The organism is Lacrimispora xylanolytica (assembly GCF_026723765.1).
Lineage (GTDB): Bacteria > Bacillota > Clostridia > Lachnospirales > Lachnospiraceae > Lacrimispora > Lacrimispora xylanolytica.
This window is the reverse complement of record NZ_CP113524.1, coordinates 1,627,029-1,646,017: the sequence shown is the minus strand read 5'-3', so window position 1 is coordinate 1,646,017 and position 18,989 is coordinate 1,627,029. Positions and strand designations below refer to the sequence as shown.

At 43.6% G+C, this 18,989-nt stretch carries 13 protein-coding genes; 2 read left to right on the top strand and 11 right to left on the bottom strand.

Annotation, left to right across the window (positions count from 1 at the left end; genetic code table 11):
- Positions 1-4 precede the first annotated feature (4 nt).
- On the bottom strand, positions 5-5,809 hold the full coding sequence (locus tag OW255_RS07755) for a glucoamylase family protein (RefSeq protein WP_268116275.1): 5,805 nt from the start codon (positions 5,807-5,809) through the stop codon (positions 5-7).
- 429 nt (positions 5,810-6,238) lie between these two features.
- Here OW255_RS07755 and OW255_RS07750 point away from each other — a divergent pair, with 429 nt between their 5' ends.
- Positions 6,239-8,737, top strand: coding sequence for a glycosyltransferase family 2 protein (locus OW255_RS07750; RefSeq protein WP_268116273.1), 2,499 nt, complete (start codon positions 6,239-6,241; stop codon positions 8,735-8,737).
- A gap of 80 nt (positions 8,738-8,817) precedes the next feature.
- On the opposite strand, the gene OW255_RS07745 is transcribed toward OW255_RS07750, so the two are convergent.
- Genes OW255_RS07745 through OW255_RS07730 form a run of 4 tightly spaced genes read right to left on the bottom strand, consistent with a single transcriptional unit; the run spans position 8,818 to position 11,583 of the window.
- Positions 8,818-10,044 (bottom strand): FAD-dependent oxidoreductase, encoded by a 1,227-nt coding sequence (locus OW255_RS07745; RefSeq protein ID WP_268116271.1) that lies wholly within the window; start codon positions 10,042-10,044, stop codon positions 8,818-8,820.
- 16 nt (positions 10,045-10,060) lie between these two features.
- Positions 10,061-10,609, bottom strand: coding sequence for a YeeE/YedE thiosulfate transporter family protein (locus OW255_RS07740; protein WP_268116270.1), 549 nt, complete (start codon positions 10,607-10,609; stop codon positions 10,061-10,063).
- A gap of 28 nt (positions 10,610-10,637) precedes the next feature.
- Positions 10,638-10,865, bottom strand: coding sequence for a sulfurtransferase TusA family protein (locus tag OW255_RS07735; protein WP_024836490.1), 228 nt, complete (start codon positions 10,863-10,865; stop codon positions 10,638-10,640).
- 25 nt (positions 10,866-10,890) lie between these two features.
- Complete coding sequence (locus OW255_RS07730; protein ID WP_268116268.1) at positions 10,891-11,583, bottom strand: YeeE/YedE thiosulfate transporter family protein; 693 nt, start codon at positions 11,581-11,583, stop codon at positions 10,891-10,893.
- A gap of 238 nt (positions 11,584-11,821) precedes the next feature.
- Here OW255_RS07730 and OW255_RS07725 point away from each other — a divergent pair, with 238 nt between their 5' ends.
- A complete protein-coding gene (locus OW255_RS07725; RefSeq protein WP_268116267.1) occupies positions 11,822-12,721 on the top strand; it encodes a LysR family transcriptional regulator in 900 nt (299 codons plus the stop codon).
- Here OW255_RS07725 and OW255_RS07720 read toward each other — a convergent pair.
- The 6 genes from OW255_RS07720 to OW255_RS07695 all read right to left on the bottom strand — a co-directional run bounded on the left by OW255_RS07720 (position 12,711) and on the right by OW255_RS07695 (position 18,878).
- Complete coding sequence (locus OW255_RS07720) at positions 12,711-12,932, bottom strand: sulfurtransferase TusA family protein (protein ID WP_024836493.1); 222 nt, start codon at positions 12,930-12,932, stop codon at positions 12,711-12,713. The two genes, OW255_RS07725 and OW255_RS07720, sit on opposite strands and share 11 nt — an antisense overlap.
- A gap of 103 nt (positions 12,933-13,035) precedes the next feature.
- Positions 13,036-14,202, bottom strand: coding sequence for a Gfo/Idh/MocA family protein (locus tag OW255_RS07715; RefSeq protein ID WP_268116266.1), 1,167 nt, complete (start codon positions 14,200-14,202; stop codon positions 13,036-13,038).
- A gap of 5 nt (positions 14,203-14,207) precedes the next feature.
- Complete coding sequence (locus OW255_RS07710; RefSeq protein WP_268116264.1) at positions 14,208-15,302, bottom strand: Gfo/Idh/MocA family protein; 1,095 nt, start codon at positions 15,300-15,302, stop codon at positions 14,208-14,210.
- Between the two features lie 42 nt (positions 15,303-15,344).
- Positions 15,345-16,997 (bottom strand): extracellular solute-binding protein, encoded by a 1,653-nt coding sequence (locus OW255_RS07705; RefSeq protein ID WP_268116262.1) that lies wholly within the window; start codon positions 16,995-16,997, stop codon positions 15,345-15,347.
- Positions 16,998-17,044: 47 nt separating this feature from the next.
- Complete coding sequence (locus tag OW255_RS07700) at positions 17,045-17,908, bottom strand: carbohydrate ABC transporter permease (protein ID WP_024836497.1); 864 nt, start codon at positions 17,906-17,908, stop codon at positions 17,045-17,047.
- 16 nt (positions 17,909-17,924) lie between these two features.
- Positions 17,925-18,878: an ABC transporter permease gene (locus OW255_RS07695; RefSeq protein WP_268116260.1), complete on the bottom strand. Its 954-nt coding sequence runs from the start codon at positions 18,876-18,878 to the stop codon at positions 17,925-17,927.
- Between the last annotated feature and the right edge of the window lie 111 nt (positions 18,879-18,989).

The window sequence follows — 18,989 nt, the reverse complement described above, 5'->3', positions numbered from 1 at the left end:
AGTCCTAATATTCCTCCAGCAGCTCCAATTGATTTTCTTTCCGTTTTGTAAAATAAATACCTGTTTTCTCTGAAAATACCACCCGGGCAACCGTATACAGCAAATCAATCTCTGCCGGCAGAAGCTCATACGTATGCAGGGTAAAGAAGCTGGTCTTACCGCTTCCGGAATCATAGATACGCAGAGAACTGGTCAGATCATTGATTAACTGATCCACCTCCTGAAGATAACCATATTTGGAATCCACCAGGATAACCAGATCTACCATCACAAGATTTACTCTTAAATATTCGTACGCCTTTAATACATCCTTGATGATCCGCTCTTCTTCAATGGACCGGGCTACAAAAAGCAGAATAGGGTTATCTCCGGAAATGCCAAATTTCCATAAGAAACTCTGATTCTTAAAATTTCTGCGGATATTTTCATGAGGTCCCCGGAAAATACCGCAAGGATAAAAGATAGGACTGATCATATCCTGAAAGGAGTTAAGCTGAGTTTTGGTAATCTCCAGGTACTTTAACTCCAGATTGCTTTGAAGCCGGAATTTCTCCAGAAGATCATCAATCCGGTAACTTACATTTAATTCCTCCGCAATTTTTACTGCCTCTTCTCTCCTGCTGCATACACCGGTAATAAAAGTCAAATCGGCTGATTCTCCTGCACCGATACATAGATGTACCCGTATGCTCATAATGGGATCGTTGCAAAAACCTGGATCATTAAAAAAAGCAATGCTGTTTGCGACACAATCCGGATTTTCAAGCGTATTGTTTCTGCCGATAAAACGTTTTCTGTCATTTTCAAATTCTATCTTTTTGCACCGTTTTTCATCGGTTTTTACCATATGCATAACATAAGGATTGTTGTCCTCATTTTTTTGACGTCTTTTCGACAGGAAAATATTCTGTTCTTTTATATACTCGCTTTCAAGAAAAAGTTTATTAAATGCCGGATGGCTGATTTCTGCCATATGAGTGTCATCTACTACTTCCATATAACTGGTCACCTCCAGCTGCTTTTCCTCAGTTCCAAGATTGATCAATGTGACTTTTCGAACCTCATAATTGCGATCTGCATTCAGGCTGACAATCATATGAGATTTAATCTCCCCATCCTTTCGCTTAAATTCCGCCTGGTGGGGGCTAAAAATAACCTGATACTCTTCCGGCTCAATCCGGGTGGGGTGGTAGGCTGCACTCCAGTATTTGCCCTGACTCTTGTCCTTAATATAAATATAGTTCCCTGTATTCCCATAGACATCGGATCTCCAGCGGTAAAGCATTCTGTCCTCATATTGACTGAACCCATCCCCGTCTGAGGTAATCAATAGGGAATACTTCCCGTTTGATAAATAATTTACAATGGGCGTGGTTAAACCTGTACGATTGATATACCGGTTATTGTAGCGATCTTCTGTAAAAAGAGGTTTTCCGATTTTTATGGTATACCCCTGTTTTGCAATGGAAATCAAATAAGACTGGCGTTTTTCTTCCAGCAAAACCTCAGTTGCCTTTATCATCATTTCCGCGTGAAACCGTTCTTTTAAAATCCCTTCATTCAGATAATTATTAATTGCAGCCAGATTCATCCCCTGATGATGGGCCATATAGGATTTCACAATGCAGTAAGGTTTTAAATCCACGGAACTGGGCACATCAAAATCAATGGATTCATAGAAGCCATAATCACCGTAAGCACCTAATTCTTTCAGCCTCTTTAAATTGCTGATACATTCCTTTTCTGCTGTATTAAGTGCCAGTATTGTCGCGTAAGGTGCCACTACCAGGGAATCCTTACGGACTGGCTGAAGCCTTATCTTTGGAACGCCGAATGCCTTATACTGGTAATTGGCATTTAAATCAAAACGATAATATTGAGATTCTGATATTCCCCAGGGGATTTCTGCTTCTTTTGCATACTTCATCTGCTGAAGCACTGCTGCTTTTGAGGTCTGTTCATAGACAGAGCCTTCATACTCCTTTAGTACAAGATTCGGCATCAGATATTCAAACATGGTACCGCTCCAGGATACGAAACATGGAATCCCCTTTACTACCGTTAGCGGCCTTCCCAGTTTATACCAGTGCTTTAATGGCACTTCTCCCATGGCCACGGCAAGAAGACTTGTAAGTGATGATTCCGATGCCATCAGGTCGTAGCAGCCATCGTCTAACGTATGGGATGATACATGATATCCGATATGAAACAGCATTCTCTTTTCATCAAATAAAAATCGAAAATCAACATTTGCCAGCATGTTATCTATTTTACTGCATAAGGTTCTGATTCGGGCTGTCAGCATCTCATCCGGGCTTACCGGCTTGTCAAGCTGTTCTAATAGACCATGTTTCAGTGCAATCATATGACCCCAGAAATTACCGCTGTCTACCGTTGATATATAGGCAGGGTTAAGCACCTCCAATGTTTCAATGTGATACCAGTTATAGAGGTGCCCCTTCCATTTCTCCATCTTCTGCACGGTCTCCATCAGGTTTTCGATTGCTCCAACTGTGGAGTTTAATGTCTCAAATCCAAGATCCATGGCTGAAAGAATTGACAGAAACTGAAGCCCGATATTGGTGGGAGATGTTTTATCACTGATTCTTTCAGCTTTTGAGGCCTTATAATTATCCGGACAGAGCCAGTTCGTCTCCTTTGAGGAAAAATCCTTAAAAAACTGCCAGGTTCTGCGGGCGGTATCCATGAGAAATTCCTGAGTATCTGCCTGATCTTTTTGATGGTGTATGATTTTTTGCTGACTGATCCGGTAAGCGGCTTCAAATGCCAGAAGCCAGTCTGCCATGATAAGCGCTGCCAGACACATTCCTGCCAGGGACAGATTGTCAGATAACAAGAGTAATAAAAGGCAAAATGCCGGGAGAATAGAACTCCACATCGTAAGGAAATAACCTTTTCTGGTATTAATCACGGAGGCATCCACGGATTCAGCCGTATTCCAGCAAAGCAGATTTTTCTTACTGATCATTAACCGGTACAGGGTTCTGGCAATTGCATCCAGTGCCACATAAGCGCGGTAGGGCATAATTGTAAATTCCAGAAATGCTCTGACAAGCATAACCGACAGCTCTTTTAAAAATCCTTTATATACAAACGCAAGCTTTGGCCGGATGAGCTTTTGAGTGATCACGGCCAATAATAAAATAATCAAATTAAACAGATCATTGAAGAAAATAAGGGGCAGCCAAAGATAATATGCATCTGGCAGCCACAAAAAGTTCAGGAGTATAAACAAGGTCTTACTAAAGGGAACCAGGCTTCTTCTTAAGTTGTCAAAAATTTTCCACCTAGATAGAGGACTTAGGCTGCTGCCATCCGCAGTTTTCCTCATAAACAGCCAAGGTACCAGCTGCCAGTCTCCTCGCAGCCAGCGGTGCTCTCTTTTTGTAAATGATAAAACGCTGTTTGGGAAATTATCCATAATCCTGGCTGTGCTGGAAAAAGCCGTTCTGGCATAACAGCTTTCAAAAAGGTCATGGCTGAGAATCCTGTTTTCCGGTACCTTGTTATGAAGTACCGTACGGAAGGCTTTCCTGTCATAGATCCCTTTCCCGATATAGATTCCCTGGTTGAAGATATCCTGATAGATATCTGATATGACTGTTCCGTAATGAGCAAGTCCAGTTTCTCCCCCGAATATTTTTGTAAACCAGCTGGCATTCTTATCCGCAATATGATTTCTGACGGAGGGCTGAATGATGACATAACCTTCTTCTACCTTCCTGCCTGACGGATCAAGAACCGGTCTGTTTATCGGATGATCAATCAATCCCACCAGTTTTGATGCATTGTCACGAATCAGATTGGTATCTGCATCCAGTGTAATCACATATTGAAAGGTGGTAAGAAGATTTTCATCACAATAAACGTCTGTAAATGTGGTACTGTCTTTTCCAGCCCCGTCTAAAAGGTTATTAAACTCTTCCAGTTTTCCTCGCTTTCTCTCCCAGCCCATATAGCAGTTTTCTGCCTGATTCCATTTACGGCAGCGAAAAAACAGAGAAAAACGCTGTTCCTTTGATGGGTACAGTTCATTTAACTCTTTCATGCGCTCCACAAGGGCATTTCGGATACTATCATCCTTTGGCATGGATTGATCCTTAGAGTCTTCAAAATCAAGGAGCAATGCAAAAAAAAGATTTGGCTGCCGATTCGCAAGATAATGCTTCTGGAGGCGCTCCATATATTGAAGTCCCTGCTCCTTTGAGGATACAATAACCGGCATGACTACAAAGGTTCTTGCCTCTTTCGGAATCTCTTCCAGATAGTCAAGAGCGGGTATCTTTCTCACCGTTATTCTTCTGGTGAAAATGTAATTAATTATTTCCATGGAAATGCCCATTAACAGCGGCATAGCCGTCAAAACGATAATTACAGACCTTCCTGCAGACCGGATGCCGCCAATATTCCTGAACAGATACAGTAAACAAACTTCCAGTCCCAGAAACAGGAAAATCAGACATAAGAAATAAAGGAATCCTACTGCATTCCATTTTTTCCTGATCTTTTGGGGAATTGGTTTTCCTAATGCCTTTGCTTTTAAAAAGGGATATCCCTTCCCCAGGAGATAGGCCCCCACGTGATGAGAACAATGGAGACCATTCTGCCCCCGAACCGCCAGCTCCAGACAGTCTTTTGCAATCTTTTCTTCCAGCAGCCGGTAGCGGAGAGATAATTTAACGATTATCCCGCGGTACATTCCTCTGGACTCCAGATCCATCTTAGAATAAACGCCTGCCGGATCCTGGGATAAAATCTGTTCCAGTGCAGAATAGGTTTCAAAAAACTTTTCCTCATCCAATTCATTAATATCTCTTAAGCTGACGATTAATGTCCTGATATTTGTTTCCAAAAAGGATTGTATTCTTCCTTCTTCCTGGTATACAGAAGAAGTCTTCATCTGTTTGTCCTTTGAAGCAAAATGATATTTTAAATATCTTTGAATGGAAGCTTCATCAAAGGACATATTTTTCATCAGATAGATCACGTGAGCATGAAATGAATAGTTATGCTTTAAGTTATCCTCTGTTTTGCAAAGCAGCGCTGATAAATCGGCGGATTCCTGTTTGCGTTCCAGCTTTTCCGTGAGGAATTTTTCTGCCTTAGATTTTACATCAATCATAACAAGAATTTCATCCGCAACTGCAATGATTTCTTCCAGAATGCAAAAGCCCAGCATTTCCGGTAAAACCCAGATTTCTTTGTCCGTTAGCGCAATCTTCTGCTGATAGGCATTTAACATGAGTGATATGTTTTCTTCACTTAGATGCCCGCCGGAAAGAGCCACCATCTTTTTTGCTACAATATAGATCCGGGGAAAATTATGGTATTCTTTCGCCTTCAGAATTGGCAGCACGGCATAGCTGGTTCCGGAAGTACGTACTTTTTTCATCTCCCGGTACATTAGTTGGAAATTATCATAGAGCCAGCGTGCAGCTGGAATCAGGGAAATAATACCTGGAGACAGAGCAGAAATTCTGTCTCTGATCCGATTTAGTTTTTTATAAGCAGCCTGATTATAATCATTCAATACAAAACTGTTTCCCGTAAGCCGGACCTGACTGTGCCCGTTAGCCAGTAAAAGCATCTGCTTCTCCCATTCACCCGGTCCCGGCTTATCTCCTGTTACCTGAAAGCAGGAGGGAAAACATACATTTTTATCAAAATGATAGAACCGGTAATAGAGCATACATAAAATAAAGCAGATGAACAAACTCAGCATTACTAAAACCACCGGAAGAAACGGTGAATTTATATTAAAATTAATTTTTCCCATTAAGATCTGCAATAGAAGCGCTCCTCCTTATTTAAGAATCCTTCCCATATGATGGCATCTCTGTTTACATAGTTTGCCTGTATTTACAAAAAAATGCCACAATATAGTATTGTGACATTTTTTACGAATTTTATAATGGCCTGAGAATTAAATTTTATTATGTTACCATATTCAGGGCTGCCTGGCGATTATCAGCAGATGGGTGAATTCCGGCTTTGCATATCCAATAGACAAGCTGGTTGAGATTATATCAGATATTGATAGAAAGGGTCTGTCCTTTTCATTTCTTACATCATCGAAGTGATATATTTGTCTATGGATTTATTTTCTTTGCATTGCCAATTATTTTTGATATAATGACAGCAGAATTATGAATTGAGCTGCCGGCTGCATTTGCCTGGCATTTGACATTGTCAGCTCAGGAACAGAAGGATTTACAACATGAGTGTAGAAAAAAAACGAAATATGGTATTTGTTATTACCATTATTTTAATGACGATTTATCTTGTATGGCGTATGCTCTTTACCCTGCCTTTAGAAGAGGGAGTGTTAAACGTCATCTTTGGTGTGCTGCTTATATTAGCGGAAACAATCACTGTCTTTACCACCTTTGAGCTTTTCTTTCAGAAGATGAGAATGAACCATTACCGGCTGGAATGCCCAGAGATACCGGAAGAATGTTATCCCGATGTGGATGTCTTTATCGCCACCCATAACGAGCCTAAGGACCTTCTATATAAGACGGTAAATGCCTGCACCTTTATGAGCTATCCAGACAAAAGCAAGGTACATATCTATCTTTGTGATGACGGCAACCGGGAGGAAATTAAAAAGCTGGCGGAGGAGTTTTCCATCGGGTACCTGGGATTTTCCGGAAACAAGCATGCCAAATCCGGTAATTATAACTATGCCATGAGCCATACCTCATCTCCTCTTATCGCCACCTTTGATGCGGATATGATTCCCCAGCATACCTTTCTTTTAAAAACAGTCCCTTATTTTCTCCTGCCAAAGATGATCAAAGACAATGGTGTTTGGAGACTTAGAAGGGAGGATGAGAAAGAGGACAGCTTAAAGCTTGGACTGGTACAGACACCTCAAAGCTTTTATAATCCCGACCTCTTTCAGTTTAATCTGTATGCAGAGGGCAACATTCCAAACGAGCAGGACTTTTTCTCCAAAGAAATTAATACCATGAGAAACTCCTCCAATGCTATTGCCTATACCGGTAGCAATACGGTGATTTCCAGGAAGGCCATGGAGGTAATTGGGGGGTTCCCTATAAAAACCATTACTGAGGATTTTGAGACCAGCATACGGCTTCAAAAGGCAGGCTATATTACGTATGCCACCGACGAAATCCAGGCTGCCGGTCTTACCACCACGACCATAAAAAGCATGCTAAAGCAGAGGATTCGGTGGGCAAGGGGAATTATACAGAGCCTTCAAAATACTCATGCCATCTTTACGCCGAAGCTTCCGATTTTGTCCAGAATTACATACTTAAACAGCTATCTTTACTGGTGGTCCTTTTTTAACCGGCTTATTTTCATTCTCTCTCCCATTCTCTTTGCCCTGTTTGATTTTCAAATTGTGAACACGGGCTTTTGGGGGATTGTGATTTTCTGGCTTCCGGCCTACTTTTTTTACAGCATTTCCATGCGGTATTTATCAAGCAATATCAGAAATCAGAGATGGAGCCAGATTATTGATACCATATTTATGCCTTATCTGATTGTGCCCGTGTTGTTGGAATCCCTTCACATTCATCAGAGAACCTTTAAGGTGACCAATAAGAAGGAGGAAGGGGATTTTAAAAGCTTTCAGGTTTCCCTCTTTGCTATCCCACACGCCGTGCTTCTTGTCCTTTCCGTTGCCGCCATGGTGCGGTTCGTATATGGAAAATACGGTTGGGCCCTGTTTTACAGCAGCATTATTATTTTCTGGATCTTCTATAACATGGTGGCGCTGTTATATGCCCTGTTCTTTATGCTGGGACGTCCTGCTTACCGAAGCAACGAACGAATCCGTGCGGATGAAGAGGTTCATGTGAAGTACCAGCAGTCCAGCCACGAAGCCAGAACCGTTGATGTATCGGAAAATGGGGTTGCCTTTAAAGCAAAGATGCCCATATATCTTCCGGAAAATGAAACCATTAAGCTGGTGATTACCACGCCTCTTTACACAGCCTGCCTCATTGGGAAAATCGTCTATGTAAAGGAACACCGGGACGGCTGGCAGTATTCGGCAAAGATCACGCCGGTTGATGAGGCCAATAAGCGGCAGTACATGCAGATCATTTATGACAGGACCCATACGCTGCCCATGCAGATGGATATGTGGATCACTGCCTACGATGATATCCTTAGAAATATTAGGAAAAGAGTTTCACAGCCCTTTTACGATAAAAGAAAGCAGCCCAGAATCCAGCTTGATAAGCTGGTGGTCTTTGCAGATGGTTCCAGCTGCCGTCTCTTAAGCTTTAACTACCTTTATTTTTCAGCCGTTGATTTTCAAACGGACAAGGGAATGGATGCCACCTATACCTTTACCACTCCGGCAGGCACCGTCATGGTGCTGAAACGGACAGGAAAATACTTAAACCAATCCGAGGAAGAGCTGTTAGAAGTGATGAATTTAAAGGATCTGGTATCCAAATCACTGATTAACACCATTCTGGCTGAAATTACAGATGGGCGCAAATATGGCATGACGCCTCATGAGCTTCCATCTGTTAAAAAGTCCATTCCAATCCTTGAGGAAGCTGATGATCCGGATGAAATTGATAACATCATCGGACGGATTCAAGGGGAACAGATTGTCTATGAGCTGACAGATAAGGATACCGATGAGATTGATGAACTGATACGCCGGATTCAGGGTGACTTGATTGCCTTTGATCCGGAGCTGTTAGAAGAGCTGAGCAGATATGCTGTATAACGGCTGCTTATCGTAACGAAAAGACCCGCCAGAAATCAGACAGGAACGTTTCTTCCTTCTGTTTCCCAGCGGGTCTTTCTTTATGATTCTCTACACATATTCTTTATTTGGTCTGGTGTAATCTCACCTTCAATTTTCCCCTGGATTTTAGAACCCTTGATCCACAGGGCACAGGGGCTGTGATGAACGCCAAGACGTTTTGCGATTCCGTCAGATTTATAAATATCGATACAGGATACTCTCATATCTTTTCTTGTTTCCTCTAATTCCTTAAAAGCAGGAAGAAGCTCTCTGGAATGAGCATCGATGCCATTATAGATATAGACAAGGGAGGGATTCCCCTCATTCAGGACCTGTTTTTCAAAGATCTCGCATTCTGAGAGATACTTTTCTGCCCCATAACCAGCTACAGCTCCGTCTCCCACTGCAGTGGCAACCTGCTTTAAGAATTTATCCCGTACATCACCAACGCCGTAGACTCCCGGCAGGTTGGTCTCCATACGCTCATTGGTGATGAGATATCCACCCCGGTTCATCGTTAAAATCCCCTGAAACAATTCTGTGTTCGGCAGATATCCAATGAACAAAAAGCAGCTGTCTACCTTAACAGGAAGATTTTCTCCCGTCTTTACATTCTTTAAGACCACGGTGTCCAGTCTTTCCTCTCCTTCAAAGCATTCCACTACCGTATTCCATAAAAATTCCATCTTAGGACTTGACAAAGCCTGGGCCTTTGCAATCTCATTGCAGTCCATGTTCCCATAGTCATGCATGACTGAAACAATTACCTTATCAGCAAACTTCGTTAAAAACATGCCTTCCTCTATGGCTGCATCTCCGCTTCCAATCACCATTACCGTCTTACCTGTGTTGGCTGCCGCATCGCAGGTGGCGCAAAAGGATATCCCCTTATCATAGAGAAACTTTTCCTCGTTCTTTGCACCGGTTAGCCGGGGCTTTCCGCCGCTTCCGATAATAACAGCTTTTGCTTCATATACATTACGAAAGGTTTCTACCCTTTTTATATCTCCCTCCAGAGAAACCTTTTTGACATCTGTTAATTTAAAATCCACTCCAAATTTCTTTGCCTGTTTATGAAAGAGATCCATCAGGCCAAGGCCCGTGGTGCCATCAGGAAATCCTGGATAATTTTCTATTTCATTGGTGTAAGTGGCTAAGCCTCCCACCAGAGTTTTTTCTATAATCAGTGTCTTAAGCTTTGCTCTTCCGCAGTAGATTCCAGCGGTTAAGCTGGCCGCTCCGCCTCCTATGATAACTACATCATAGCTTTCCGTCTTCTTTTCCATGGTAACCGTCCATTTCCTACATAAAGTATTTTGCAAGCAGTTTGCTTCCGATGAACGCTCCCACCAAAAGAAAGGCTCCGAACACCCAACCAGACAGAGAGAAGGAAGCAATGGCTGTAAATAAGGCACCGATGTTACAACCATTGGCAAGTCTCGCTCCGTATCCCATGAAGAGGCCTCCAAGAACAGCAGCCACTACCTGTCGTAAGGTCTTAATCTTTTTAATCTTAAATTGAGATGCGAACAAGGTAGCTACCAAAGCCCCTATGATGATTCCAAGGTTTCGAATGGACCCTCCATCAACCAGAAAGCTGGTATAAAGCTCCTTCTGCATCTTTTCCGGCGCATAATATGCCCAGCCGCTGGCATCACCGCCAATTGCCTGATAGACCCAGGTTCCCCAGACGGCAAAGGTACTTGTTACGCCCCAGCCTTTCTCAAATACAGTGAAATGAGCAATCTGGAACACAGAAAGCAAAACAGCTCCTGCCACATAGGTCAAAGGTTCCTTTAGCAGCTTTTTGTAAATGGGGTGGTCACCCAGTTTTATAAAAAACTCTTTCAAATTGATTCACCTACTTTCACAGGGACATTTACTTAGTCTTCTCAATAACGATTTCCCATTCTCCATCATCCACTTCTTCGATTTCCACATTGTGCCCCTGTTTTCTTGCCCATTCCGGTACGTTCTTCATGGCGCAGCTGTGATCGATGGATACCACCAGCACATCTCCTACGGATAATTCACCCATTTTTTTCTCAGTTTTCATTAAGGGAACCGGACAAGCCTCTCCCAGACAGTCTAATGTAAATTCAGCCATTTTTTAATCTCCTTTTCTTTTTCATTTAATCCATGGTGCCCATTTTCTTCTGCTGCCACTTCAAGGCTGCTATGTATAGCAGAACGATAATCAGCCCCTGTACGAGAATTGCCCCGAACCAGCCAAATACATCAGGCAGATATACCTTCGGTGCATGTTCATTGAATTTTCCCCAGAATCCCATGTCATGGGCTCCCCAGGCAGAACCTGCTATGAAGAATACCAGCACCAGCATCTGCATGAGAAAGCCTTCTCCGACCCGCATCAATGTTCCCGATGCACATCCTCCTGCAATTACCATACCGATTCCAAATAACACAGCTCCTAATGCCAGGGGTAATCCGATGGGAGATACTCCTGCCATGTTTAGATTGGTCTCTGCTCCCTTTAGGACGCTGGCATACTTGATGGCTAAAAATCCTACGCTTGATACGGCAAATGCCACCAAAACGGCTCTTGTTACCGATGTGCTTCCTGTAATGCAGGGATCACGAAAGGCAGCTGTAAAGCAAAATCTGGATCTTTGCAGGATGTAGCCAAAGGCAATACCAAATCCCCAGTAAATCGGAAGCTTGTTGTTCCCCTGCCCCAAGTAAATTCCAAAAGCGATGATAAGAGCCGTAAGCAATATGGCATAAGGAATCTGACTCTTTTTTGGTTTTCTTGGCTTACGCACTCTTTGTGTACCTGATACGGTACCTGTGTTGGTTTCTGACACTTAAATCCTCCCTTCTGCTATGGCAGACATTGATAATTATATAACAATCTACAGTTCTGATTATAACACAACCAGGATTTTTCAGTTAATCAACATTTTTATAGGCTATAAGATTTCCTTATACCCGAAAAAACGCCTAACGCTGGTCACAAGGCTGATTCTCTGTTATAATTAGGTCAAATTTTTCGGAAACTGTCCAGATATGGCATGTAAATATCTTATTAGAAAGGCGGTTATCATGAATATTCAGAATCTGAAGATGTTTTTAAAGATTGTGGAATCAGGCAGCATCTCAAAGGCAGCGGAACAAATGAACATCAGCCAGTCTGCACTGAGCCAGCAGCTTCGGGTCATGGAACAGGAAATCGGCTCCCGTCTTTTTGAACGGAGCTACAACGGCGTGATCCCCACTCACACCGGCTCTATCGTATATCAGCACGCCATGGAAATGATCTCCTCCTACGACAGAATGACCCTTGAGATCGCCAATGCCCAGAACCAGAACAAAATTATACATATTATTGCAAATCCCTGTGTCTATTCCTACGCACTCCCCTGCACCATGTTTCACGTCAAGAACAGCTACCCTCAGTACACCCTTCAGATGGAGGTCATGTCCAGCAGTCAGATCGAGGAAAAAATTGCAAAAGGCTATGCTGATATGGGGATTATTATAGGGAAACCAAAGATGAAAGGCCTGTCCTCAAAGAAAGTATTTTCCGACCGCTTCTATCTGGTTGCCGGGGAAAAGATGGAGGTCCCTGATTCTTTATCCTGCGAGGATCTTTACCACTATCCCCTGTTGATGCTGGTAAAAACTCAGAAAACAAGACAGATCATTGATAAGGTGCTGACCAGAAATGGAATTCAGATTCATCGGCTTCATATTCCCTATACCTTAGAATCCACAGAATCCATTAAGCTGTCTGCCATCAATGGGTTCGGACTGGCATTTCTCCCTTATATGGCAATGAAAAAAGAGCTTTACCACAAGCAGCTAAGGATTATAGACTGTCCTTGCCTGGAAATTGAAAATGACTATTATTCCATTCGCCACAGCAGTCAGACTCCTGTGAACCATGAGTCCTCAAAGCTGATTAAGTATATGGAACGGGTATTAAAGGAAACTATCTGTTAGAAGTAATGGTGATTTCCCATACCCCGTTCATCACTTCTTCCGAATCATACTTCAAGTGATTGGCCTTACAAAAGGATTCCAGATTCTTAATGGTGCAGCTGTGATCGGTGACCATTAAATAATCCTCCCCCTTCTTTATGGAATCCATGACATTACGAAGCTTCATAACCGGAACCGGACAGATCTCACCAAGGCAGTCAATCTTATTCATACCATACCTCCTTGTGGCAATTTGCTCTCTTACCTGATTCGGCTCCACTCACCACGGGTGTGAATGGAGCCTTTTGTCATATCAGAGATATTCTTTGCTTTCATTAACGTTTATAATTCCCTAGAGTAATCCCGGCATCCATAAAATTTTCAACGGATGCGGATTTTTCATGAAACCGTACTGCGTGATTTAAGATCCCATCAAAGGAGTAATATTCATCTTCCTGTGAGATGGGCAGACTTACTCTCTCTTTTAAAAATCCTGCTTTATATATGGCTGTAATAAGCTCCACGGTCTTTCTGCCATCTTCACCAGTAATCAGAGGCCTGGTTCCGCTCTCGATTGCAGAAAGAATGTCATCAATTTCCCCGGTATGCCCCTCATAAGTAAGGTCTGGAATTTCCTCATAGAGAGTCTGAAGTTTATCCATCAGCTCCCGGTTTCCTCCGTCCTCCGGGAAACCATTGGACCTTGAGACCTCCGCCTTTAAGCTCCATGGAAAAGAGAGTTTTGCATTGGCGCACTGCAGCTCTATGCCCTGTTCTTCCCCATGGTGGATCACTGAACTGGTAATCTGAGCCAGGCTTCCATCCGAATACTCCAACATAGCAAGGGATAAGTCCTCCACCTCTGCATTGTCATGCATTAGGTTGGCAAGCATGGCCATAACTCCAGAGGGCAGCCTTCCCTCCAGCCAGTTAAGCATATCAATATGGTGCACGGCATGGTTTAAGGTAGGCCCTCCGCCCTCCTTTTCCCAAAGCCCTCTCCACCACAGATCATAGTAGCAATGGCCTCTCCACCAGTTGGAATTCACATGAGCACAGCAGATTTTACCAGCTAACTCACTTTCCAGTACCTTCTGTAATTTGTATATCTGGTTACGAAAACGATTTTGTGCAATGCATGCCATTGTAACCTTATTTCTTTTTTCTGCTTCCAGCATAGCATCACACTCTTTTAAACAGGTTGCCATTGGTTTTTCCACCACCACATGACAGCCTGAATCCATGGCATGTATGGCAATTTCCCCATGCACATAGGGAGGTGTACAAACGTGTACCACATCAATGGTCATGCCGGACTTTAGCATCTTTTCATGGTCGTCAAACACCCTACAATCCAGATGATATTTCTCCTTCGCTCTCTCCGCCTTTTCCGGATAAATATCACACAGAGCTACGATCTGGCATCGGTCCGGGAAGGCTAAAAGGCCTTCGATATGAGCTGGTGAAATATTTCCGATCCCCACAACTGCAATCTGCAACATGGTCCCTACCTCCCGGCTTCTTTGATGATGACTGCCTGATCTTCCGCCCTGACGCACAGCTCAGCCGCCTTTAGTGCGTGTTCCTGAGTCATGGCATTCTCAGTCCGGTTGATGCAGTCTAGGATCAACTGTCCGAAAAATGGATATCCCACCTTTCCCGTGACTTCAAAATGCTGCTCTCCGTCATCATTTACCAGAAAAACGTGATCAGAGCTTCCGTCTCCGGTTCCAATGTTTACGTATTTACGCAGTTCTATGTAGCCCCTGGTCCCTAAAATAAAGGTTCTTCCGTCTCCCCAGGTGGAAAGCCCCTTTGGTGTCAGCCAGTCTACCCTGAAATGCTGGGTGGCGCCATTGTCTCCTAAAAGCACCGCATCTCCAAAGTCCTCCAGCTCCGGATAATCGGGATGACTGAAATTCCCCACCTGAGAGTACTGTACTTTAGCGTCCTTTACTCCACAGTAATAGAGAAACTGTTCGATCTGATGGCTTCCGATATCGCAGAGAATGCCGCCATATTTCTCCTTTTGAAAGAACCACTCCGGTCTGCTTTCTGGAGCTCCCACCCGGTGAGGTCCAAAGCCGTCGATATGTATGGGCGTTCCGATGGCTCCCTGGTCTATGAGCTGACCGGCAAAAACGGCTGCCTCTACATGAATCCGTTCACTGTAGTAGACCATATATTTCTTTCCCGTCTCATTAATGGCTTCCTTTACTTCTCTCAGCTGCTCAAGGGTCGTTAAGGGGGCCTTGTCTGTAAAGTAATCCTTTCCTGCCTTCATGACCCGGATGCCCAGAGCACTTCGAAGACTGGTTATTGCTGCGGAACAAACAAGCCTTACCTCAGGATCACGTAACACCTCTTCTTCACTTCCCGCTGCCTGCGCCTGAGGAAACGCCTTGATAAAGTCAGCTACTTTCTTTAGGTCCCTGTCATAGACCCATTTTAGCGTAGCGCCTGCCTCTGTTAAGCCATTGCACATGCCGTAGATGTGTCCATGATCCAGCGCCACCGCTGCGATGCAGAAGGTTCCCTTAGAAACCACTGGTTCTGGTTTTCCTTTCGGTGCATAATTCATGCCATCGTTCCCGTTTCCCATGTTGTATCTCCTTTCGCCTTTTACCCGATTGTCTGGACCAGCTTATTTCCCGGCAAAGGCTTTGTCATAATATTCTGTCCGCTCCGTCATAATCTGGTCGTAACCAGCCTTCTTTAATTTATCCTTAAATTCCTGAAGGGTGGCATCAAATTTATCAGGAGGACAGGTAACTAATTTTACGAAATACTCTTCCCGGATAACACTGATTTCCGTGTTTTTCTCTGTAGAAGTTGGAGCTGTGAAGGTAGGATCGTGCCTGACGACTCCCATGGATGCATTCTTATAATTATCAAGCACATAGTTCTCGTACCCGGGACACTCCTTGGAGGTTGCTTTCGCAAATTCATCGGGGGTCTTATAATAGCCCTGGTTTCCGATGAGGAATAAATCGTGTCTGGTCCAGTCTTTGTCCTTTGTATTATACCCTGCATCTATGACGCATGGAACCCCTGAATCATCATATTTAAAATGTTCTCCCTCAAAACCATGGAAAAGGGTAAAGCCGCCTTCCTTGGTGGCAAGCCAGTCAAGATAGGTAACTGCTGCTTCCACGTTCTTAGCGGATTGAGGAATGAAAAGATAGGCCCCGTTAATGGGGTAATTCTTGTTATAGATCTCTCCGTCATTTTCATTCTTTAAAGGAGGAATGCTGATGACATCTGCCTTTGGGTCTGTGGACTGGAGCACTTTTAACAAGCTGCCTCTAAGACTGTCTACATTGTAATTTACATTGGATTCAAAGCAGCCTACTTTTCCGTTTACAAAATCCTCTTTTAAGGCATTTTCCGTGGTATCCACATAATATTCCGGATCGATCAGTCCCTCGTTATACAACCCATTCATCCATTTGAAATACTCCCCAAAGCCTGGGTCTGTATACAAAAGGCTGGTTGCAGAATCGCCCTCAATGGCATAAGCCTTTTCATCTGCAATGTTCTTTAAAAAGGAGGCTGCCATTACGCCTGGGATATCGCTTGCTTTGGTGCATACCCAGAAGCTGGCTGCAAAGGCGTCTGGTTTGTATTTCTGGAATTTCTTTAATACCTGGTACATCTCTTCCTTTGTGGTAGGTGCTTTTAGTCCCAGAGCATCCAGCCAGTCCTTACGGATGAATAAGTTGGTGGAGGCGGTGGTGGAACGTCTTGCCGGAATGGCCCAAAGCTCTCCCTCCTGATTTCGTCCAAGGTCTATACAATCTTTTCCTATGTAATCCTTTAAGTTTTTCGCCTGCTCCATTCCGTCCACGTATGGAGAAAGGTCATAAGTTCCCCCGTCCTTATAAAATCCTTCTACAATGGATGATGTATAGCAGATCATGATATCCGGCCCTGTGCCTGATGCCATCATAAGCTGGGCCTTATTTACTTCATCGGCTCTTGGAACCGCTACGAATTTAACGGTAATACCTACCTTGTTCATTTCCTCATTGATGTATTTGGTCCATTTGTTATCAATGACTGTGCTTCCTTCCGGCGCATTGCTCCGGTCAAATACTTCTACGGTTATGGTCACATCATCAAATTTCTTTGAACCATAGGTGGTCTTAAATTCACTGCCTTCCTCTTTGGTCTCTGTGCCAACCGTATTCGTTTCCTCTGTCTTTTTTCCTGTCTCTCTGGAAGCATTGCAGCCAAATAAGCTCACTCCCATTGTACAGATTAGTGCCCCCGCCAGAAAACGTCTTGCCTTTTTCATATACCTTCCTCCAATCATATAATTAGTGTATTTAAAATCCGGATCTGCTAACCCTTGACAGACCCAAGCATAACACCCTTTACAAAATACCGTTGAAGCCATGGATAAACAGCCAGTATGGGAACGGTTCCTACTACAATACAGGTCATTTTAAGGGATTCTGCCATGACCTGCTGGGCTAAGCCCTCATTACCTGCTGCCCCAAGCTCTCCTTCAAACAAAAGGCTCCTAAGGCGCAGCTGAAGGGTGAATTTTTCAGGAGACTGAATGAAAATCAGGGCGTTAAAATAATCGTTCCAATAATAAACGGCGTAAAAGAGTCCGATGGTAGCGATAATTGGCATGGATAGGGGAAGGACCACTCTTAAAAGGATCTGTACGTCCGTGGCTCCGTCCAGATAGGCTGCCTCCTCCAGACTTTTTGGAATCTCCCGAAAAAAAGTTCTCATTACAATAAAGTTAAATACATTGACCGCTGATGGTATGTAAAGGGAGGTAAGCTGATCGAACATCCCCAGGTTTTTCACCACCAGGAAGGTAGGAATGATGCCTCCGCTGAAATACATGGTAAAAAGGATCATTCCAGAGATCCATTTGCGCCCCTTTAATTTATCCTTAGACAGAGCATAGGCCGCAAACACCGTAAGCATCAGACCAAGGCCAGTGCCTAATAAGGTTACAAGTATGGTCACCCTCATGGACGTCCAGATCTGACTTCGATGTATAATCTCCTTATAGGCATCTAACTGCATTTCGATCGGATAAAATGTGACGCTCCCGGAAAGAACCGCCCGGTTGCTGCTAAGAGAATAAGCAACCACATTTAAAAAGGGATAAAAGCATATGATGACTAAAAGGGACAACAAGATATAGTTTATCACAGTTCCCCAGGATGGGATTTTTTTCTTCATGACAGGCTGCTCCTTTCTATAGTATGCCTTCTTCGCCAATCAGCTTGGCAAAGCGATCTGCCAGGATGAGTATGATAATGTTGACCACAGACTGAAAGAGACCGATGACCGTTGACAGACTGTATTCGGCTTTTACGATTCCCAGCCGGTATATATAGGTACTGATTACCTCCGAGACGTTGATGACCTTTGTATTTCCAAGGAGCAAGGGAGCATCAAGACCTATGCTCATCGTTTTGCTGATGGATAAAATCAGCATGACGATGATGACCGACCGGATCATAGGAAGGGTAATATAACGGATTCTCTGAATCCGGCTGGCGCCGTCTATGTATGCAGCTTCATAAAGAGACTCATCAATGCCTGTAATTGCCGCCAGATAGATAATGGTTCCCCAGCCGATTTCCTTCCACACGTTACAGATTACATAGGTAAAAATCCACCAGCCCTTGCTGTTTAAGAATGGAACAGGGGCAAATCCCAGGGTCTTAATGAGATGATTGATGCTTCCGTCTGTCTGGGCAAATAAATTGGTAGCAATGCCTGCCACCACCACCCATGACATAAAATGAGGCAGGTAAAGAAAGGATTGGGAAATCCGCTTAAATACGCTGCATCGTACTTCATTTAACATGAGTGCCACCACAATGGTCAAGGGAAAATTTACTGCCAGGGTGGATAGATTAAGAATTAAGGTATTGCGGATGGATAACCAGAAAAGATCCGTTGTAAATACCTGCTTAAAGTTAAGAAGTCCCGACCATTTGCTTCCGCCTATTCCCTTAAACACATTATAATCCTGAAAGGCTATGATGAGACCGTACATTGGTACATACTTAAATACAATATAGTAGATGATGACAGGCGCCAGCATCAGATAGAGCCATTTGTCTCTCCATAAATAAAACCAGATTCTTTTATCCCCAGACCGGCACCCGGCCCGGCGGACTGATAACAACTTACCTTTCATAGCTTCCCTCCGTAATCTGTCGTTTCCTCCACTCTAACCAGAAATCCCCTCTAATTACAACAGTAGGATTCTATTTGGGGCTATGAATAACTATCCTGTACTATGAATATC